This is a genomic window from Arthrobacter globiformis (genome assembly GCF_030817195.1).
GTDB classification, from domain to species: Bacteria; Actinomycetota; Actinomycetes; order Actinomycetales; family Micrococcaceae; genus Arthrobacter; species Arthrobacter globiformis_D.
In genome coordinates this window covers 844193-863964 of record NZ_JAUSYZ010000001.1, presented here as the reverse complement: position 1 = coordinate 863964, position 19772 = coordinate 844193, and the positions used below count along the sequence as shown (strand labels likewise).

The 19772-nt window shown below is 66.0% G+C and carries 21 protein-coding genes and 3 tRNA genes; 5 read left to right on the top strand and 19 right to left on the bottom strand.

Annotated features, from left to right (window positions below; translation table 11 throughout):
* Positions 1-2 precede the first annotated feature (2 nt).
* The 3 genes from mmsB to QF036_RS04010 are packed head-to-tail and all read right to left on the bottom strand — an operon-like array spanning position 3 to position 3551.
* Positions 3-941 carry a 3-hydroxyisobutyrate dehydrogenase gene (gene mmsB / locus QF036_RS04020; protein ID WP_307099444.1) on the bottom strand — a complete coding sequence of 313 codons (939 nt, stop codon included), beginning with the start codon at positions 939-941 and terminating at the stop codon, positions 3-5.
* Positions 934-2007 carry an enoyl-CoA hydratase/isomerase family protein gene (locus QF036_RS04015; protein ID WP_307105764.1) on the bottom strand — a complete coding sequence of 358 codons (1074 nt, stop codon included), beginning with the start codon at positions 2005-2007 and terminating at the stop codon, positions 934-936. Before QF036_RS04015 ends, mmsB begins: the two co-directional genes overlap by 8 nt.
* A gap of 44 nt (positions 2008-2051) precedes the next feature.
* Entirely contained in the window at positions 2052-3551 is a 1500-nt protein-coding gene (locus tag QF036_RS04010; RefSeq protein WP_307099442.1) for a CoA-acylating methylmalonate-semialdehyde dehydrogenase, read from the bottom strand.
* Positions 3552-3798: 247 nt separating this feature from the next.
* On the opposite strand from QF036_RS04010, the gene QF036_RS04005 reads away from it, so the two are divergent.
* The gene (locus QF036_RS04005; protein ID WP_307099440.1) at positions 3799-4605 is read left to right on the top strand and encodes an exodeoxyribonuclease III; all 807 of its coding nucleotides are present in this window, start codon (positions 3799-3801) and stop codon (positions 4603-4605) included.
* 33 nt (positions 4606-4638) lie between these two features.
* Entirely contained in the window at positions 4639-5538 is a 900-nt protein-coding gene (locus tag QF036_RS04000) for a hypothetical protein (RefSeq protein ID WP_307099438.1), read from the top strand.
* Between the two features lie 54 nt (positions 5539-5592).
* On the opposite strand, the gene QF036_RS03995 is transcribed toward QF036_RS04000, so the two are convergent.
* The 5 genes from QF036_RS03995 to QF036_RS03975 form a co-directional block, all read right to left on the bottom strand.
* Entirely contained in the window at positions 5593-6648 is a 1056-nt protein-coding gene (locus QF036_RS03995) for a LacI family DNA-binding transcriptional regulator (RefSeq protein WP_307099436.1), read from the bottom strand.
* An 80-nt stretch (positions 6649-6728) separates the two neighbouring features.
* The gene (locus QF036_RS03990; RefSeq protein ID WP_307099434.1) at positions 6729-6992 is read right to left on the bottom strand and encodes a hypothetical protein; all 264 of its coding nucleotides are present in this window, start codon (positions 6990-6992) and stop codon (positions 6729-6731) included.
* A complete protein-coding gene (locus QF036_RS03985; RefSeq protein ID WP_307099432.1) occupies positions 6989-7888 on the bottom strand; it encodes a carbohydrate ABC transporter permease in 900 nt (299 codons plus the stop codon). The genes QF036_RS03990 and QF036_RS03985 overlap by 4 nt, the downstream gene beginning before the upstream one ends.
* Positions 7885-8922, bottom strand: coding sequence for a carbohydrate ABC transporter permease (locus QF036_RS03980; RefSeq protein ID WP_307099431.1), 1038 nt, complete (start codon positions 8920-8922; stop codon positions 7885-7887). The genes QF036_RS03985 and QF036_RS03980 overlap by 4 nt, the downstream gene beginning before the upstream one ends.
* Positions 8923-8929: 7 nt before the next feature.
* The gene (locus QF036_RS03975) at positions 8930-10213 is read right to left on the bottom strand and encodes an ABC transporter substrate-binding protein (RefSeq protein ID WP_307099429.1); all 1284 of its coding nucleotides are present in this window, start codon (positions 10211-10213) and stop codon (positions 8930-8932) included.
* Between the two features lie 126 nt (positions 10214-10339).
* Here QF036_RS03975 and QF036_RS03970 point away from each other — a divergent pair, with 126 nt between their 5' ends.
* A complete protein-coding gene (locus tag QF036_RS03970; RefSeq protein ID WP_307099427.1) occupies positions 10340-12217 on the top strand; it encodes a glycoside hydrolase family 13 protein in 1878 nt (625 codons plus the stop codon).
* A gap of 58 nt (positions 12218-12275) precedes the next feature.
* On the opposite strand, the gene QF036_RS03965 is transcribed toward QF036_RS03970, so the two are convergent.
* The 11 genes from QF036_RS03965 to QF036_RS03915 form a co-directional block, all read right to left on the bottom strand.
* On the bottom strand, positions 12276-12887 hold the full coding sequence (locus tag QF036_RS03965; protein WP_307099426.1) for a hypothetical protein: 612 nt from the start codon (positions 12885-12887) through the stop codon (positions 12276-12278).
* Positions 12884-13534, bottom strand: coding sequence for a hypothetical protein (locus QF036_RS03960; RefSeq protein ID WP_373460074.1), 651 nt, complete (start codon positions 13532-13534; stop codon positions 12884-12886). Before QF036_RS03960 ends, QF036_RS03965 begins: the two co-directional genes overlap by 4 nt.
* Positions 13531-13932 carry a hypothetical protein gene (locus QF036_RS03955; RefSeq protein WP_307105762.1) on the bottom strand — a complete coding sequence of 134 codons (402 nt, stop codon included), beginning with the start codon at positions 13930-13932 and terminating at the stop codon, positions 13531-13533. The genes QF036_RS03960 and QF036_RS03955 overlap by 4 nt, the downstream gene beginning before the upstream one ends.
* Positions 13933-13946: 14 nt before the next feature.
* Complete coding sequence (locus QF036_RS03950; protein WP_003799126.1) at positions 13947-14138, bottom strand: DUF2273 domain-containing protein; 192 nt, start codon at positions 14136-14138, stop codon at positions 13947-13949.
* Complete coding sequence (locus QF036_RS03945; protein WP_307099424.1) at positions 14135-14590, bottom strand: Asp23/Gls24 family envelope stress response protein; 456 nt, start codon at positions 14588-14590, stop codon at positions 14135-14137. The genes QF036_RS03950 and QF036_RS03945 overlap by 4 nt, the downstream gene beginning before the upstream one ends.
* A gap of 115 nt (positions 14591-14705) precedes the next feature.
* Entirely contained in the window at positions 14706-15173 is a 468-nt protein-coding gene (locus tag QF036_RS03940; protein ID WP_307099422.1) for a hypothetical protein, read from the bottom strand.
* 231 nt (positions 15174-15404) lie between these two features.
* A complete protein-coding gene (locus tag QF036_RS03935; RefSeq protein WP_307099420.1) occupies positions 15405-17000 on the bottom strand; it encodes a glycoside hydrolase family 68 protein in 1596 nt (531 codons plus the stop codon).
* Between the two features lie 266 nt (positions 17001-17266).
* Positions 17267-17419: a hypothetical protein gene (locus QF036_RS03930; RefSeq protein WP_307099418.1), complete on the bottom strand. Its 153-nt coding sequence runs from the start codon at positions 17417-17419 to the stop codon at positions 17267-17269.
* 310 nt (positions 17420-17729) lie between these two features.
* Positions 17730-17805 (bottom strand) — tRNA-Phe (locus QF036_RS03925).
* 48 nt (positions 17806-17853) lie between these two features.
* Positions 17854-17927, bottom strand: a tRNA-Asp gene (locus QF036_RS03920).
* Between the two features lie 93 nt (positions 17928-18020).
* Positions 18021-18093 (bottom strand) — tRNA-Glu (locus QF036_RS03915).
* 241 nt (positions 18094-18334) lie between these two features.
* On the opposite strand from QF036_RS03915, the gene QF036_RS03910 reads away from it, so the two are divergent.
* Together QF036_RS03910 and QF036_RS03905 are read left to right on the top strand one after the other, a co-directional pair.
* On the top strand, positions 18335-19303 hold the full coding sequence (locus tag QF036_RS03910) for a DMT family transporter (RefSeq protein ID WP_307099416.1): 969 nt from the start codon (positions 18335-18337) through the stop codon (positions 19301-19303).
* Between the two features lie 9 nt (positions 19304-19312).
* On the top strand, positions 19313-19741 hold the full coding sequence (locus QF036_RS03905; RefSeq protein ID WP_307099414.1) for a metallopeptidase family protein: 429 nt from the start codon (positions 19313-19315) through the stop codon (positions 19739-19741).
* Positions 19742-19772: the final 31 nt, after the last annotated feature.

Sequence of the window (19772 nt, the reverse complement as noted above, 5' to 3'; positions counted from 1 at the left end):
GCCTACTGTCCTGACTTGTCCCGGATGTCGGTAATGATGCCGGAGAAATCCCGGCCGGCCCCGCCTTCGGCGGCGAAGGCGTCGTAAATCTCGGAGGCCAGCGGTCCCATTCGGGCGGCAACGCCGGTGGATTGAAGGGCGTTCAGCGCCAGCCGGAGGTCCTTGGCCATCAGGGCCCCGGCGAACCCCGGCTGATAGTCGCGGTTGGCCGGGCTGGTGGGCACCGGTCCCGGGACGGGGCAGTTGGTGGTGAGGGCCCAGCACTGCCCTGACGCCGCGGACGCGACGTCGAACAGGGCCTGGTGCGTCAGCCCCAGCTTCTCCCCGAGCACGAACGCCTCGCTGACGGCGATCATCGAGACACCGAGGATGAGGTTGTTGCAGACCTTCGCGGCCTGGCCGGCACCGTGCTCTCCGCAGAGCACCGCGCGTTTGCCCATGACGTCGAACAGGGGCCGCACTGTCTCGAAGTCCTCCGGCAGCGCGCCCACCATGAACGTCAGCGTGCCGGCCTCCGCCCCCACAACGCCGCCGGAAACCGGTGCGTCCACAGAGCGGTGCCCTGCGTCGAGGGCCAGCCTGGCGGCTTCCCGCGCCTCGTCCACGTTGATGGTGGAGCAGTCCAGGAACATGGTGTTCGGTGCCGCAGCCTCCAGCAGTCCGGGCTCTCCGTCCCCGCCGCGGTAGGCATCCAGCACATGTTGCCCGCTAGGGAACATCGTGAGCACGACGTCCGCTCCGGGGATGGTTTCCGCGGCACTCGCGGCGACGGGGATGCCATGCTCGCGCGCCGCATCCAGCGCGGCGGGCACCACATCGAAGCCGATGACTTCGTAGCCTGCCTTGACCAGGTTGACCGCCATGGGACCGCCCATGTGGCCCAATCCCAGGAAGGCGACACGCGGTTTCGTTTCTTCAGTCCGGGTTACTTCTTCAGGCATGGTCCGACTCCTTTTCCCACAACACCAGTTCCCGGTCCCCCAACGGCGCAAAGTACCGCTCGACGTCGTCCGCGTGTACCTCCTGCAGCGTCGCCGGGCGCCATTGCGGGTTGCGGTCCTTGTCCACCACCTGCGCCCTGATCCCCTCCCGGAAGTCTGCTCCGGCGAGGCACCGCAGTCCCACACGGTATTCCTCGGCGAGCGCCTGGTCGAGCGTCAGCCCGCGCGCCCGGCGGAGCGCGGCCAGGGTCACTTTGACGGATGTGGGCGACTTCGCCTCGATGGTCTCGGCGGCTGCCGCGGCCTCCCCGCCGGCGGCACGCAGCCGCCGGACAATCTCCTCGGCGTCGTCCGCTGAATAGCAGGCGTCGATCCAGTCCCGCTGCGCCTCCAGCGCCGAGGCGGGCGGCTTTTCGGCAAAGCGTACGACGGCGGCTTCCGCACTTTCGTTTTCCAGCGCCGCCGCGAGGTCCGCGAGGCTGCCGGACGGGACAAAGAAATCGGCGAGCCCCAGGAAAAGCGCATCCGCCCCGCTGAGGTGGGCGCCGGTGAGGGCGGCATGCGTGCCCGCCTCCCCCGGTGAGCGTGACAGCAGGAGGGTGCCGCCGACGTCGGGCACGAACCCGATGGTGGTCTCCGGCATCCCGGTCCGGGTCCGTTCGGTGACGATGCGCAGGGAGCCATGGGCGGAGATGCCCACGCCGCCGCCCAGCACCAGGCCGTCCATGAACGCCACATAAGGCTTGGGGAACCGCTCGATGAGCGAGTTCAGCCGGTATTCGTCAGCCCAGAAACCGGCCGTTTCGTCGCCGCCGGCGAGGATGTCCCGGTAGATGGCCACGATGTCCCCGCCCGCGCACAGGCCGCGGTCGCCGGCGCCCTGGACCAGCACGGTGGCCACGGTGTCGTCGTCGGCCCAGGCGGTGAGCTGCTCCAACATGGCGGAGACCATGCCGGCCGTGAGGGCGTTGACCGCCTTGGGCCGGTTGAGCGTGACCACCCCCAGTTTGCCCCGTTGTTCGAACAGCACCTCTTGTTCAGGACGCACGTCTTGGTCAAACGGCATCTCGGCCGGGTTTGCCGGCGTCCCGTTCGGGGCAGGTTCAGTCATCAGCTTCCTTCCGGCATGATGAAGCTGGCGCCCTGCCGGATGCCGGAGGGCCAGCGTGAGGTCACGGTCTTGGTCTTGGTGTAGAAGCGGAAGGCATCGGCGCCGTGCTGGTTGAGGTCGCCGAACCCTGACGCCTTCCAGCCGCCGAAGGTGTAGTAGGCAATGGGCACCGGAATGGGGACGTTGATGCCCACCATGCCCACCTGCACCCGGCTGGCGAAGTCCCGGGCCGCGTCCCCGTCGCGGGTGAAGATGGCCACGCCGTTGCCGAACTCGTTCTCGCTGCAGAGCCGGAGGGCCTCGTCGTAGTCGGATGCGCGCAGGACGCTGAGTACGGGGCCGAAGATCTCCTCGCGGTAGATCTTCATGTCCTTGGTGACGTTGTCGAACAGCGTGGGGCCAACCCAGAACCCGCCGTCGTAGCCGTCCACGGCCAGGCCCCGGCCGTCCACCAGGAGCGAGGCGCCTTCCTCCTCGCCGGATTTGATGTACCTCTCGATCCGTTCCTTGGCGGCTGGTGTGACCACCGGTCCGAAGTCGGAGTCCTTGGCCATGCTGTGGCCAACCTTCAGGGACTTGATCCGTTCCTGCAGCCGTGCCACAAGACTGTTCGCGGTCTCCTCCCCCACAGGAACGGCCACGGACACTGCCATGCAGCGTTCACCGGCGGACCCGTAGCCGGCCCCGATCAGGGCATCGGCGGCCATGTCCAGGTCTGCGTCCGGCATGATCACCATGTGGTTCTTGGCGCCGCCGAAGCACTGCGCCCGCTTGCCGTGCGCCGCGGCCGTGGCGTAGATGTACTGGGCGATCGGGGTGGAACCCACGAAGCCGACCGCCTGCACGCGCGCGTCCTCGAGCAGCGCGTCCACGGCTTCCTTGTCGCCGTTGACCACGTTGAACACGCCGTCCGGCACCCCCGCCTCGGAGTAGAGCTCGGCCAGCCGCAGCGGTACGGAAGGATCGCGTTCGGACGGCTTGAGGATGAACGCGTTGCCTGCCGCGAGTGCGGGGCCGGACTTCCACAGCGGGATCATGGCCGGGAAATTGAAGGGCGTTATGCCTGCAACCACGCCCAGCGGCTGGCGCATGGAGTGCACGTCGATGCCCGCGCCGGCGTCGTCGGAGAACTCGCCCTTAAGCAGGTGCGGGGCGCCCGCGGCGAACTCCACCACCTCGATGCCGCGCTGGATGTCGCCCCGGGCATCGGCGAGGGTCTTCCCGTGTTCCGAGGAGAGGAGGGCGGCGAGCTCGTCCAGGTTCTGGTTCACGAGGTCCACGAATTTGAGCAGGATGCGGCCGCGCCGCTGCGCGTTCATGGCGCCCCACTCCGGCTGGGCCTTTTCGGCGTTCGCGATGGCGTTACGGACTTCCTCCGCGCCCGCCAGCGGCACCTTGGCCTGGACCTCTCCGGTGCAGGGATCATAGACATCGCCGTACCGTCCGGACGTGCCGTCTACCCGCCGGCCACCAATGTAGTGGGAAAGTTCGCGAACCATGGATGCTCCTTTGCAAGACCCCGGTCATCTCTGTGCTGAATCTACTCGGACTTCCTACTAAATTCCAGAGTTCCCAAGGCGGGGTTGGCGGCGGTGGTGAGCTGCCGCCGTCGTGGGGCACTTTGCGGCGCAAACGGTGCCTGCGCGCGCCTAATCCCGGCGTGTCCGCCGCAAAGTGCCCCGTTTTGGACTGCGGAATGCCCCCATTTTCGGCAGCAGCGGTGTCCAAGTTCGGTAAGTTAGGACTGTGAAGATAGCTACTTGGAATGTGAACTCGCTGCGTGCCCGTGCCGACCGTGTGGAGGCGTGGCTGCAGCGCTCCGACTGCGACGTCCTGGCCATCCAGGAAACCAAGTGCAAGGACGACAATTTTCCGTGGGAGCTCTTCGAACGCATGGGCTACGAAGTGGCGCACTACGGCGTCAACCAGTGGAACGGTGTGGCCATCGCCTCGCGCGTAGGCCTGGACGACGTCGAACGCGGCTTCACGGACCAGCCGCACTTCGGCAAGGCGGGCAAGGACCCCGTCCAGGAAGCCCGCGCGATGGCCGCTACCTGCGGCGGAGTCCGGGTCTGGAGCCTCTACGTCCCCAACGGCCGCTCCCTCGATGACGAGCACATGCCCTACAAGCTCAAGTGGCTTGATTCCCTGAAGAACCACGCGGCAGACTGGATCTCCGAGGACCCGTCCGCTCAGGTAGCGCTGATGGGCGACTGGAACATCGCCCCGACGGACGACGACGTCTGGGACATCGACCTGTTCCTCACCCAGGGCTACACCCACGTCAGCGAACCGGAGCGCGCCGCGTTCCGCGCCTTCGAGTCCGTGGGCTACTCCGACGTCGTGCGCCCCCACACCCCGGGCCCGGGCGTCTACACGTACTGGGACTACACCCAGCTGCGCTTCCCGAAGAAGGAGGGCATGCGGATCGACTTCGTGCTCGCCTCTCCCGCCCTCGCCTCCCGGGTCTCCGGCGCATCGATCGACCGCGAGGAACGCAAAGGCAAGGGCGCGTCCGACCACGCACCGGTAATTGTGGAACTGGCCGACTGATGGAGACTGACGGCTGATGACAGGCAGGCATTCATGACGGGCAACCTCTACCGGGGCCAGGCCGGGCTCCCGTTTTCCTCCACGCTGCGCGTTTATGAGCCGCTGGATGCGTTTCCGGAGGAGCAGCGCCCCGCCATCAAGTCAGCCGGCGAGCGGGCGGTGTCCCGCGCCGCGGTCGAAAACGCGGAGCTGCTGGCTTCCCTGGGGCGGATCACCCGGCCCGGCGGCGATCCGTTCCCCACCGGCCGGACCGACCTGGTGCGCGTCACCCGCGCCCCGGGTGTCCCCGTGGAGGATGCCGGCAAGGAAGGCTCCGAAGATGAAACGGCCGACGGCGTCGCGCTGCTTTACTGCCCCAGCCAGCTGGTGCTTCGGGCCGGGTTGGCGGCAAACGCCCTGATCGAAGGCATCCATGGTCCCCTGGCCGAGCTGCTGATCCCCGAGGAACAGCGGGACCGGCACCAGGAACGCATCGACCTGGTCAATGCCCGCGACGGCATCACCCGGGTGCACACCCGGGCTTCCACCTGGGGCATCCCCTTCAGCTGGTTCTCATTGTTCCTCGAGTCCGACCCGCAGGACGTTGTGGAGGCGGGCGGCAGGATCCTCACGGTGCGGGTTTGGACGCCGATCTCCGACGCCCTCGACCGGGTGCGCTACGCCGTCGCAAACCTTGCCCTCGCCGCGCCGGACCTGGACATGCTGGACGACCTCACACAGCTCACCGAATGGCTGGAGCTCTTCCACGCGGACTCCATGGTGGAACTGGACTACGGCGCGGTGGCGGACAAGGTCTACCCGGACGACTCCCCCATGGACGTGCGGCTGGGCATCGAGTGCCTCGCGGAGGGTGACATGACCGGCGCTGCCGCTGCCTATCGCCGGCTTGCCTCGCGCTGGATCCCGATCCGCCAGCTGGCCCGGGCCTCGTAAGCCGGGACTGATCCCCGGTGCGGCGCCGGGTTTTTACAGATGTCAGGTGCGCTGCTAAGAGGACCGGGGCGGCGCCGTCGTGCGCCTGACTATCAGGCGGTGGGGTGCGACGGAGGACCGCACCGAACCGGTGATCCCCAGGAGTTCGTCGAGCAGCATCTTGGTGCCTAGCTCGGCCTGCTCGTCCGGCCGCTGCCCCACGGTGGTGAGACCGATGGCGTCGGAAAAATCGTGGTCGTCGATGCCGATCACGGACAGCTCCTCGGGCACCCGGACGCCGACCCGGTTCGCTTCGAAGATGACCCCCATGGCCATTTCATCTGAGGCGCAGAAGATGGCGGTGGGTTTGGCGCCGGGCTGGGCCCACAGCCGCCGGAATGCCTCCTGGCCGCTGCGGACGGTGAAGTCGCCCCATTCGTCCCACTCCGGGCGGACTTCAAGGCCCGCGGCTGACATGACGTCCTGGAAGGCCAGGATGCGGACCCGGGGAACATCGAAGTTGAGGTCCGTTTCGTCGTCGCCGTGCAGCAGCGCGATGTCCCGGTGGCCAAGTTCGATCAGGTGTTTGACGGCGGTGGAGGCTGCCGCGTAGTCGTCTATGCCGATGTAGGCACATTCCTCCACGTGGCCGCCCACCACCACCAGCGGAATATCGATCTTCTGCAGGTGCTCCAGCTCGTCCCGGGTCAGCGCCATACACAGGACCAGGAGGGCATCGATCTGCTTGTAGACCATGGTCTTGCTGAAGAGCCGCTCCCGATGGCTGCCGTGGCCCCCGAGGTTGAAGAGGGAAAGGTTGTACTGCCGGGCATGCAGCTCGCGGTCCGCGCCCTCGATGGCCTTCGAGAAGAACCACCGGCTCACAAAGGGAGCAAGCACGCCGATGGTCTTGGTGCGCCCGGTGGCAAGGCCTGATGCCGAGGATGAGGCAACGTAGCCCAGCGCCGCGGCCACCTCGAGGATTTTTTCCCGGGTGGCCGGGGAGACGCGGGGCAGGCCGCGCACAGCGCGGGACACGGTAGCGGTGGAAACACCTGCGGCCGCGGCCACGTCTTCGATGCTGACTCCCGAGTGGCCACCGCGCTGTGCCCTTTCAGTAGTGCGCGCCACGATGTCCTCTCTAAACCCTCATGCAGATTTCCGCCCCGCCGTTCTCCCGACGGCAAGTATCCATTTTAGTCCCGCCGGCCTCACTTGCGGCGGGTGGCCGTGCGCGCGGGGAGCCGCTTGCGGAGCCTGACCATGCCATACAGCGCCAGCAGTGTGGCCAGCAGCCCCAGCGCCCAGAAGACGGCGGGCTGCGCCGTCAGTTCCATCCAGACGGTGGCGACGAGCAGCACCACGGCCCAGAAGCCAAGGAATCCGATGATGATGTCGAAGTCCTCACCGGACCGTACGCGCTTAGGCGCGACCGATTCCGGCTTCCTGCCCTGTGGTGCTGCTCGTTCCGTCACTTGACAGCACCGGCGGTCAGGCCTGCCACAATCTTGCGCTGGAACACCAGCACCAGGATGACGAGCGGGATGGTGACGATGGTGCCCGCCGCCATGATGGCCGTGTAGGGAATCTGGTTCGGCTGGGCCCCGGCGAAGTTGGCGATAGCCACCGTCACCGGTTGCGTTGCGTCGCTGGACAGCTGGCTGGCGATCAGGAATTCATTCCAGGAGGAGATGAACGCCAGGATCGCCGTGGTGAAGATGGCCGGCGCGGCGAGGGGCATGATGACCTTGCGGAAGGCCTGTCCCTGCGTGCAGCCGTCCACCCGGGCCGACTCCTCCAGCTCCCACGGCATCTCGCGGAAGAAGGAGGTCATGGTGTACACGGTCAGCGGCAGCACGAACGAGATGTTCGGAATGATCAGCGCCTGGTAGGTGCCCATCCAGCCGATGTTGGTGAACAGCTGGAACAGCGGGGTGATCAGGGCAACGCCCGGGAACATGGAGGCGCCCAGGATGAATCCCAGCACCATGTACTTGAACCGGAAGTTCAGCCGGGCCAGGGCATACGCCGCGAAAACACCGATGATCAGCGATACCACCGTGACGACGCCGCCGATGAAGACGCTGTTCAGCAGTGCCTGGCCGAACCGGTTGCCGAAGGAGGTGTCGAACGCGGTGTTGAAGTTGTCCAGCGTGACATGGCTGGGCAGGATCGAGGTGTCGTAGGTGAAGCCCACATCGCGGAACGCTGTCACCACCATCCAGTACGCGGGTGCCAGGCACCAGATCAGGATGACGGCGGCGCTGATGTAGGTCCTGCCCTGGGCCCACTTCTCCTTGTTCTGGGCCTTGCGGCGGCCTCGGTCCTGTTCCGCGCGCAGGCTTGTGGCGGAGGATGTCGCGGCGGTCATTTCTTCCCCTTACCGGTGGCGCCGCTTTGCTCCACAACATTCGCTCCCAGGAAGCGGACGAAAATGAAAGCGACAAGAAAGATGATGATGAAGGTAATGGTGGACAGCGCGGCCGCCGAGTTGAAGCCTTGCCTGACCTGATTGATCACCAGGATCGACAGCGTGGTGGTGTTGTTAGCACCGCCGGTGAGGATGTACGGGAGGTCAAACATGCGCAGCGCGTCCAGGGTGCGGAACAGGATGGCCACCATCAGGGCGGGCTTAACCAGCGGCAAAGTGATCATCCGGAACCGCTGCCAAGCCGAGGCGCCGTCCACCTTGGCGGCCTCGTAGACCTCCGCCGGGATCATCTGCAGGCCAGCCAGGATGAGCAGCGCCATGAATGGCGTTGTCTTCCACACATCGGCGATGATCACTGCCCACTTGGCGGGCCATTCGCTGCCTGTCCACAGGATCGAGGTGTTGAAGAGCTTATTGGCAATTCCTTCGAACGCGAAGATGAAGAACCAGAGCTTTGCGGTCACGGCGGTGGGAATGGCCCACGGCACCAGTACGGCCGCACGGACAAGGCTGCGGCCCTTGAAGGTCCTGGCCATGATCATGGCCATCCAAAAGCCCAGGACTGTTTCGAGGGCAACGGTCACCACGGTGAAGAAAAACGTTGTTGCCGTGGCGGACCAGAACTGGGCGCCGAGTGTTCCCGGCGGGCAAGCCACCGTTCCGCCGGCTGGGGCGGAACACTGCTGCGCAATCCAGTTCACGTAGTTTTGGACGCCGGCCGGTCCGCCTGCGGTAAAGAGGCCCGTCGCGGGATCCAGGCCGGCATCCTTCTGGAAGGACATCACGATTGCGCTGATGATCGGGTACACGATCACCACAGCAAGCGCGATGATGGTCGGGGCAAGGAGCCATGAGGCCCACTTTCCCTGACTGAGAATCTTGTTATCCTCGCCCACGCCCTTGGGGCCGTGGTGGATCGGGGCGCTGCCCGACGCCGGTGCCTTGACCGGCGTCGGGCCTACTTCGGTTGCCATGGCAGACCTACGATCCTGCACCGGCGGATTCGATGGACTTCTGCATGTCAGACAGTGCAGTGTCCACGGGCTTCTCGCCCTTGATGGCTGAGTAGGCGTTTTCCTGGATGGCCTTGGTTACCGCCGGGTAGAACGGGGTGACCGGGCGGGGAACAGCGTTCTCAATGGAGGTCTTCAGCACCGGCAGGTAAGGAAGCTTCTTCACCAAGGCAGCGTCAGTGTAGAGGCTGCCCAGCACCGGAGCCAGTGAACCCTGGGTCGCGTAGAACTTCTCGGTCTCCTCGGACGTCATGAACTTCAGGAAGTCCAGGGCAGTGGCCTTGTTCTTGGAGTACACGCTGATGGCCAGGTTGTGGCCACCCAGCGAGGAGGCGCCGGGCCCGCTCGCGCCGGGGATCGGTGCGATGCCGAGCTTGTCCTTCACCGCCGAGGAACCCTCAGTGGTTGCCAGGTTGTAGACGTAGGGCCAGTTACGCAGGAACAGCAGCTTGCCGCTCTGGAACGCCTGGCGGCTCAGCTCCTCCTGGAAGGTGATGCCTTCCTTGGGGATGTTGCCGTCTGCGTAGGCCTTGGCGAGGTTCTCAAGGCCGGCCTTGGCCTCGGCGGTGTTCAGGCTGGGCTTGCCGTCCTTATCCAGGACCGATCCGCCGGCGGAATTGATGGCCTCGGACGCGTTGACCGTGAGGCCCTCGTACTTACTGAACTGGCCGGCGTAGCAGCCGATGTTGTTTTTCTTGGCGATGGAGCACATGCTCATCATCTCTTCCCACGTCTTAGGAGGCGTGGGCACAAGGTCCTTGCGGTAGTACAGCAGAGCGCCGTCGGACGTCTGCGGCGCGGCATAAAGCGTGCCCTTGTACGTGCCGCTGTCAACGGTTGGCTTCAGCATGGCGCTGGTGTCGAAGGCCATCTTGTCCTTGAGCGGCTGCAGCCAGCCCTTGGCAGCGAACTCGGCGGTCCAAACCACGTCAACGTCCACGACGTCGTAGCCGGCATCCTTGGCTTGGAAGTGCTGCACAATGTCGTCGTGCTGCTGGTCAGCCTGGTCCGTCTGTTCCTTGAACGTGACCTTCTCGTTCGGGTGCGCGGCATTCCACTTGGCAACCAGCGGCCGGACCACGTTGCTGTTGTCCTTGCCCTGGACGTACGTGATGGGCCCGCGCCCGTCAAGGCCAGCTTCGGCGTCGCCGCCGCCGGCCGTGGTACCGCCTCCGCCGCCGCCACAGGCGGACAGGGTCAGGGCGAGCACGCCGGCAGTGGCAACCGGGAGTAAGAACTTAGGGGTTTTCATTGGCTGGAGACTCCTCGCTGAGTGACATGAAAATCATTCGTGCGGTTGATGTGGTGACTGTCACACTAGTAACGTTGCCCGAAGATATGCAAGCGTTTACACCTAATTGTTACCGGAGAGGCAACCATGACCCACCGCCCGATCAGTACGCCGGCTTCCGAGACAGCAGCGTGGTGGGCCCACGCGGCCGTGTACCAGATTTATCCGCGTTCTTTTTCTGATGGGAACGGTGACGGCATGGGCGACCTGCCCGGCGTCACGGCGCGCCTGCCCTACCTGCAGCAGCTCGGTGTCGACGCCGTCTGGCTGTCGCCGTTCTACCGGTCCCCGCAGGCCGACGGCGGCTACGACGTCGCCGATTACCGGCAGGTGGACCCGTCATTCGGTACGCTCGCCGACTTCGACTCCATGCTGGACGAGGCGCACAGCCGCGGACTGAAAGTGATCGTCGACCTGGTGCCCAACCACACGTCCGATGAACATGTGTGGTTCCAGGAAGCCCTCGCGGCGGAACCCGGCTCGGCCGCCAGGGAACGCTACATGTTCCGACCGGGGAAGGACGAGGTTCCCGGCTCCGGCGACGGCAACATCGCGCCCAACAACTGGAAATCCATCTTCGGCGGACCGGCCTGGACGCGGACCACGAATGCGGACGGCTCCCCCGGCGACTGGTACCTGCACCTGTTCGACACGAAGCAGCCGGACCTCAACTGGGAAAACCCCGAAGTCTGGGAGGAGATGCGTTCCGTGCTCCGCTTCTGGCTGGACCGGGGCGTGGACGGCTTCCGGGTGGATGTGGCCCACGGGATGGTGAAGGAGGCCGGCCTTCCGGACTGGGAAGGCGTGGCTGCCATGGTGGAAGGCTCCGCCGACGCCGCCCACGTGACGGATCCCCCGGGCGCCCACGGAGAGGCCATTGAGCCGCATACGGCGCACGCTTCTCCGGCCGGTACCGGCCTGGCAGCCGCCGATTTGGGGGCAGGTGCCGGCTCAAGCGCCACCGTGGGCACGGACCACGAGCCCGTATCGCCGCTGTATCCGCCGTCGCCGTTCTTCGACCAGGACGGCGTCCATGACATTTACCGCGACTGGAACCGGGTCCTGGCCGGATACGACGGCGACCGTATGCTGGTGGCCGAGGCCTGGGTTGAACCCGCGGAACGGCTCGCCCGGTACATCCGCCCGGACGAGATGCAGCAGGCGTTCAACTTCGATTTCCTCCTGGCTGGCTGGGACGCCCAGCGGATGGCCGTGGCCATCGAGGACTCCCTCCAGGCGGCCGCATCCGTAGGGGCGCCGTCCACATGGGTGCTCAGCAACCACGACACGGTGCGCCACCCGAGCCGCTTCGGCTTGCAGGACCCCACCACCTTCCCGAAGGGCATCGCCGCGGAGGACGAGCAGCCCGACGCCGCCCTGGGCCTGGCCCGCGCCCGGGCCGCCACGCTGGTGTCCCTGGCCCTCCCGGGCTCCGCCTACATTTACCAGGGCGAGGAGCTGGGCCTCCCCGAGCACACCACGCTGCCCGCCGAAGCCCGGCAGGACCCCACGTTCTTCCGGACCAACGGCATCGAGCGCGGGCGCGACGGCTGCCGGGTGCCCCTGCCTTGGAAATCCGAAGCGCCCGGGTATGGTTTTGCAGAAGCATCCACCGCTCAGGACCCGGCCGCGCCCTGGCTGCCCCAGCCCGAATCCTTCGAAGATCTGGCCGCCGACCGGCAGGACGGCGTCAAGGGCTCCACACTGGAGCTGTACCGCTCCGCGCTCGCCGCACGCCGGAGCCATGGGCTGGGATCCGGAACATTCTGCTGGGCGGACAACCACGACCCCGAACTGGGCGTCCTGGCCTTCCACAACCGTGATGTCCTGGTGGTCGCCAACACGGGGGCGGAGCCCACGCCGGTCCCCGACGGCTACCGGGTGGCACTGTCCAGCGCTGAAGAATCGGGCGCTGATGAAGCCGTGGTTGGGCCCAACAGCGCGGCCTACCTGGTGGCCGGATAAGCAGTCCGGCGGCTTCTGACCAACCGGGTTCCGGCCGTCAAAGTTCCAAATAGCGGAGTTAGCGGACCCGCTCAGCACGGCTGAAGCGGGTCCGCGCGCCGGCCGCGACGTGCACCAGGACAGGCGTGCGCTGGCCCACCACCGCGCTCAGGGCATCAACGAGGTCCGCCGCTTCCGCCGCGACGGCCTGCGGCGCCACACCCGGCCGTGGGTGCAGCCGAAGCTTCAGCGCGGGCTGGCCCTTGACGTCGTAGATCGAGACGCTGGCTCCGGCGAGGTCGGGACGGTCGGCCAGGGCGTTCTTCAGTGCCTGCTCGGCCACTCCCCCGCCGATCCGGATGTCGCCGGGAACGCCGCCTGAATCTTCTGCTGCCAGCAGGAGGTCGGTGCGGCCCTTGCCCTGCTGGGCGATCCACGCAACCATGAGGCCGATCAGCAGCACCACTGCGAGGGCCAGGACGATCCACAGCCAGCTCCCCTGCCGGCCGGGGAACTGCGTGCCCTCGAAAGCCGCGGACACGTTGTCCGACACGCTTCTGGACCAGGAATGCCACCACGCCGCGACCGCAGGGACAGCGGCCAGCAGTACCAGCAGCACGCCGATGACCAGCAGCTTGAAGCCAAGAATGCCGAGAATGATCCGGTTGAGAAGCCTGGGTGTGCTGTTCATGCACCCACCACCCCTGAGGTCGACAGATTGATGGTCACCTGGGGCATGGGAGACGGATCCATCGCCTGCAGTTCGTCCTCCACCGCCTGCCGGATGGCGTTTTCGCTGACCGGCACACCGGATGTGGGGCGGACATTGACCATCACCTGGCGCTGGGAAACCACCACCATGACCTGCTCCTGCGTGACATTGGCCGCCAGCCGCGTCCTCCGGGCAAGTGCCGCGGCGATGACTTCATCATCAACCACCACGGCGATCCGTCGGTCAGCAAGCAGGTGCCTGGCCCGGCGCCCGGGCAGGACCGCGCTCAGGAAAAAGAAAAGACCTACTGCGGCGATCACGGCTCCGGCAGCACCCAGCAGCAGCGGCGGTACGCCCGACGGGAGTGCCACGATCCGTTCGGCCGCCGTCTGCGGATCGATAAGCCAGGGCGGCTGGCCAATGGCGCGCACAGCGGATTCCAGAAGGGCGTAAAGGCAGAGCACTATGACCAGGGCGCCGGCGATGACCGCGACCACGGCACGGGAGGAGTGGGTCTCGCGGTGCAGGACGCGGCGCATGTCGATGGCGGCGGCGTGCACCGCGCCGGAGCCGCCTTGCGCCGGATCCCCGCCGGCCTCATGCTGCTGTTCGACGACGGAACTCACCGCACCCTGCCCCCTTCCGTGACGTGTGCGCCGCTGATGCGGATGTCTACCCTGCTCAAACTCGCACCGCTGAGTTCGGTGACCTTGGTCAGAATGTCGGTCTTGGCGTGCACGGTCCTGTCCCAGATGGAGCCGCCCACAGACTGGACGCGTCCCGGGTCGCGGAGTACGGCAGTCAGGCTGGGGACCCGGATGGGGGCCACAAGTGACAAAGCCAGCAGTCCGCCGTCGTCCGTCCAGTCGGCGCGCACGTCATGGGCATGGATGCCCAGCGCCTCGGCAGCGGCAGCCTTGGCCAGGCTCGTGAGCGCCTGGGTGCTGATCCTGTTGTGGCCGCTGTACTGCCGGCTGGGCGTCGCTGCTTCGGCTGCCTGGCTCGTGTCGGCTGCACCGTCCATGTGGGCTGTACCGTTCATGAGGATGAGCGCCGGCCGCTGATGGCATCAATGACGCTGCGCAGGTCCAGTTTCCCTTCTGCGGCGCGGCCCAGGAGCGCACCGATTCCCATGAACAGCAGGGAGATCAGGAAGCCCCAGAGGCCGAACTGTAGTGACATGAACGCCACGAAGGCGCCGACGGCGATTCCAACGACAGTAGGGCTCACAGGACCGCCTCCCGCTCAGCGACGGCGGGCGCGCCCGTCGGCTTCACCGGCGGTGCAATGTAGACGTCGTTGATTTCGACGTTCACCTCAATGACCTGCAGGCCCACCAGCTTCTCGACGGCCGAATAAACGCTGGCCCGCACCTGGTTGGCCAGGGCGTGCAACGGAGCGCCGTAGACCGCCACCAGGGTTATGTCGACTGCCACCTGGGTTTCGCCGACCTCGGCGTGCACGCCCGCGGCGTGATCGGAGCTGCCCACCGCGTCCCTGATGGCTCCGAGCGCCCGGGAGGAGCCGGTCCCCAGGGAGTACACACCGGGCACGGCCCGGGCCGCAATCCCGGCGACTTTGGCCACGGCGGTCTCGGAGATCACGGTCCGTCCCCCGGCTGCGGCCGGCGCCAGGGCAGGGTCCGCTCGAACGGCGGCGGTTTGTGGATTCTGGTATTCCATCAGCACTCCCCTTCTGTTGAACACAACCCTATCCCTTAGGTCGGACAACGTCAGGGGGCGCACCAGCAGGGACCGGACCAGCACGTTCGCCGCGGAGCCCTGCGGCCCCGGCAGGTCAGTGGCAGTTCGCGGACAGCCAGCCTGTCACGGGGGCCATGGCGGCTTCGAACTTGCCGTTGGAGTACACGCTCTGGTCGGAGAGCCCGGCCAGGGCCACCTCGTTCAGCCGCGCGAAGTCCGCCTTCAGCGCCTCCGGCACCCGCTGGGCCGTCTCGGCAAGTTCCGCCTTTTTCTGTTCCAGTTCCGCCGTCTTGCCCTGCGCGGCGGAGAGGGGCAGCAGGGACGCCCCCGTGGCCTGCGTGGAGATGGCGTCACAGGCCTCAGCCGCCGAGGCATAGCCGCCAAAGGGACCGGACGCCGCGCTGGCGGATGCGGCGGGAGCGGCGGTGCCGGCCGCCGTCGTGGACGGTCCAGACGCCGACGGCACGCTGCCGGAGGCAGGCGCGGAGCAGGCGCTAAGTGCCACGACGGCGAAGAGGGCGGCGGCGTACAACGGGCGGGCAAGATGTTTCACGGTTTCCATTCCTGAAGTGGTTTTGCCGCCTCGGGCGGCCTGGCTGGGCAGCCGCAGAACGCCTGCTCCGTCCCCCGGCGTGCGAGTCTAGCCCGGCTGCTGCGCCTCTTTCCAAGTTGACAGGCCGGGCGCACTTTGCAGTCCTGTCCTTGGATTGCCCTGTATATACAGAGCTGCAGACGCGGCAGGAGGCGCCCGGACCAGGTCCGGGCGCCTCCTGTTTATTGCAACAGTGACGGCTTACTTGTAGAGGCCGTTGCCGCCAACGTGGACGTTGGTGGGCAGGTAACCGAACGGGCCGAGGCCGTTCTGGCCGAAGCTGCGGTCAACCTTGGAGACGCCATCCCGGAAGTTGATCTTCACGGTGGGCGACAGGGATCCGCCGCGGATGCCGTTCACGTTGTCGATGAAGGACTGGACCAGGCCGCCCGGCTGCACGTAGTGCGAGTAGGCCTGGAACTGACGGCCGTTCTGGTTCGGCGTCGGGGCCTCCGGGGATTCGGAGGGCAGGTTCAGGTCCGTCGGGGAGCCCAGGGCCAGGCCGCTGTTGTTCATCGGCTGGTAGTCGGAGCGGACGCCGTCGCCTACAAAGCCGTAGACGCCGTCGGGGCCGCGCATGCCTGCAGCGTAGGTGAACTGGTGGCTGATGGTGAACAGGTAGTACTTGTTCTTGCCGTTTTCATTCTGGATGAAGATCTGCGGACGCTCGGTCTGGTCGTTGACGCAGTTGGCGGAGAGGATCGGCGGCAGGAAGTGCCACTTGGTCAGGTCCTTGTTGTCCGCCACGGCCAGGCCAACGTTGGCGGTCTGGTAGTAGGCACCCTTGCTGTTGACCTCGTCGAGGTTCTCGGCGTTGGGGTCACCCTTGGCGTAGCCCAGGTCCTCGTTCTTGCAGCGGTAGTCGCCGCGCTTGCCGCCGGTGTTGCCTTCGAACACCATGTAGGTCTTGCCGGGGTGAGCCGGGTCAGCGAAGGTGTACGGGTCGCGGAACGCGAAGCCCGGGTTCTGTGCCTTGTTCTGGTACAGCTTTCCGTCCGGTTCGAGCAGCTTGGTGTGCTGGAAGCCGTCGAAGGTCACGCCGTTCTTGTCGGCGTGGATGTTGCCGAGCGCCTTGGCGATGACGGCGTCCGGGGCAATGCCGCCGCCGCCGGCGTTGCGCTCCTTGACGTCGTAGAACGTGGTGGCCGTGTAGAACACGTTCACCTGGTTGCCTTTCATGAGGCGGGTGGAGCCGGACCATTCGGTGTTGCCGATGGAGGTGTTGTCCAGGAACAGGTGTCCGCCGTAGTTCCACTTGTCCTTCGCCGGGTCGGCGTTGGTCTTGCGGAAGAAGTAGCCGATGCGGGCGTTCCAGTGGCGCTGGTCGAAGCCATAGCCTGCGTGCCGGTCAGCAACCAGCGAGAAGATCACGTCGTAACCCTTGTAGCTGATCTGGTTCGCGTTCTCGTCGGTCAGCGACCAGGTGTCCCAAACCCACACGTCATCGTTCATGGCGGGGAAGTCCTCGGGGATCTCCGGCATGGTGACATCGGGGCTCATGGAGTTCTGGCCCGGCTGAACCTTGGAGTCGCTCTGCGCCATGATCTGCTTGGCATCCGCGCGGGTCCACTTTGAGGTGAAGTCCGACGCCGGGTCGTGTGCCGTCTGGGTGTGGGGCGTCGGCAGCGGGAAGCCCGGAGCCGGTGCCGGCATCTGGGTGCTCGACGGCGGATCCGATGGCTCATTCGCCTGCGCCGACGGCACGGCGAGGAACGCCGTGGCGGCGACAGTTGCCACCAGAGCTGCGGCGGCGGGGCGCCACCGCAGCATCCGGGGGGTGTTGGGGTGCTTGTGCATTTTTTGCTCTTCTCGCGGAGTTATGTTCGTGGAAGACGGGCAGCTGCCCTTGTCCCCCGAGCTCCGGAGACCCCGCTGACACGGCATGCGTCATCGAGGACGCCGTTGTGTCGAGGGAGAAAACGGGGTTTGGGTAGGACCCCGCGCTGGGCGATGGAAACGTCAGACATTTCGCGGCCCACACTCAACGCTAGACAACGTTGTCAGCCGAGTTCAACACGGTTTTGGTCGCGTGCCCTCGGCGGGTTCGACCGAGGTGCAAGCGCTTACATCTCGTTTTGCGCGCGCGTGCCCCACTTCTGGACTGGAATCAAACCTGTCTTCATAAACGCGTCATCAATGGCGTTGATCACACCCGTGCCCACGACTTCAGCCGCCTGCTTCAGCCGACCAAAACGGGGCACTTTGACACGGGACACGCCGGCCGCCGTCGTGAATTACGACGCCCACGCCTCCAAAGTGCCCCACGACGGCTCAGCCGGCCGCCCAGGACGACCGGGTGGTGGCGATCTCAGAGTGCCGACCTAAGCGTGGCGATCTCAGAGGGCGCCGACCAAAACGAGGCACTTTGACACGGGACACGCCGGACGCCGTCGTGAATTACGACGCCGACGCCCCCAAAGTGCCCCACGAGGGCCCAGCCGGCCGCAGAACCAGAGTTGAGAAATCAGTGCAAACTCGGGGAACGAAAAAACCCCGCTGTTCCTAATGGAACAGCGGGGTTTTAGCTGGTGGCTCCGACCGGCGTCGATCCGGTGACCTTTCGATTTTCAGTCGAACGCTCTACCAACTGAGCTACAGAGCCTAGGTGACGTGTCACCATGACAGCCGGAATCTCTTCCGGCAATCAAAGCGACCCTGACGGGACTTGAACCCGCGACCTCCGCCGTGACAGGGCGGCGCGCTAACCAACTGCGCTACAGGGCCTTGCTATTTCTTGCTTCCGCAGTATTGCTACCGCGTTTTTTCAAGGACTCCAGCCTACCAGACTTTTTTGCCTGCTTTGACCACTTCCTTGCGTACCCCCAACGGGATTCGAACCCGTGCCGCCGCCGTGAAAGGGCGGTGTCCTAGGCCGCTAGACGATGGGGGCCTGGACTCAATTTGGTTGAACAAGGGCAAAAATAAAGGGCCGAAGCCTTTCGTTCTTGTCCTTTCGCGTTCCTCCGAACTGGACCTGTAAAACTATAGAGCCTCTCACCGGAATATCCAAAATCGGCCCGAAGACCGCCCAAACGGCAGACAAATCGGGGCCTGCCACAATGGCAGTTTCTTGGCTAGACATGGCCGATTTCCGCCAGCCATCGGGCGGGGAACGGAGCTAGATTGGCACCATGGCATCCACCGCCGGCACGAGCCCCCTCCAGCCCCATTCCCCCGAAGGTCCCCCCACTGGAGGATCGGCGCCAGAAGAAACCTCTTCCGGAAAACCTGCCTCTTCAGTGAACGCACTGGGCGTCGCCGCCGTCGTGGTGACCGTGGTGCTCTGGGCCTCCGCCTTCGTGGGCATCCGCGCCGTCGGCCCAAGTTTCTCCCCCGGCGCCCTGACGCTGGGGCGGCTGGCGATTGCCGCCGTCGTGCTCGGCGCGGTGGTACTGCCAAAGCTGCGGGCGCTGCCGCGGGGCCGCGACTGGTGGCCGATCCTCGCCTACGGCGTCATGTGGTTCGCGGGATACAACGTGGCGCTCAACGCCGCGGAGCATTCCCTCGACGCCGGAACCAGCGCGCTGCTCATCAACGTGAACCCCATCCTGGTGGCCGTGATGGCGGGCATCATCCTCAAGGAGGGATTTCCGCGCTGGCTGATCATTGGCAGCCTTGTGGCGTTCGGCGGCGTCGCGGTCATCGCGTTGGGGTCGGGGACGCGTTCGACGGCGGACGTGGCCGGAGTGCTGCTTTGCCTCCTCGCTGCTGCACTCGCCGCAGTCAGCGTCATCATCCAGAAGCCCGTGCTGCGAAAGTTTCCGGCCGGGCAGGCCACGTGGTTCGGAATCATGGTGGGCCTGCTCTGCTGCCTGCCCTTCGGCGGCCAGCTTGTGACGGAGCTGCAGGCGGCACCGCTGCCGGCGACCCTTGGCCTGGTCTACCTGGGCATCTTCCCCACCGCCATCGCCTTCACCACCTGGGCCTACGCGCTGTCCCTGATCGACGCCGGGAAGCTGGCCGCCACCACCTATCTGGTTCCCGGCACCACCGTGCTGATCTCCTGGCTGGTGCTCAGCGAGATCCCGACTGTCTGGGGACTCGTGGGCGGCGCCACCTGCCTCCTCGGCGTCGGGCTGACCCGGCGGAGATCCCGCTAAAGTTTGGATATGCCCGCAAACCTGCCGCCCGGCCTCCCGATCGTGCCGGACGGAACCGGCGACCCGTCGGGGTTCGAAATGTCCGAATCCGACTTCGAGGCTGCCGTCAGCGACGCCCTCGAACAGCTTCCGGCCGAGGTGGCACGGGCCATGGACAACGTGGCGGTGTTCATCGACGACGATTACGCCCCTCAGCCCGGCGAGGACCCGGACACCGTGCTCCTGGGACTGTACGAAGGCGTGCCCCTGACCGAGCGTGACTCCTGGTGGGACGCGGGATCCCTGCCGGACCGGATCACCATCTACCGCCAGCCCATCCTGGACATCTGTTCCTCACGCGAGGACGTGGTGGAGGAAGTCGCGGTAACAGTCATCCACGAGATTGCCCATCACTTCGGAATCGACGACCAGCGGCTTCACGAACTCGGGTGGGACTAGGCCTTTCAGCAACGTTTCCGCGACACGCTGG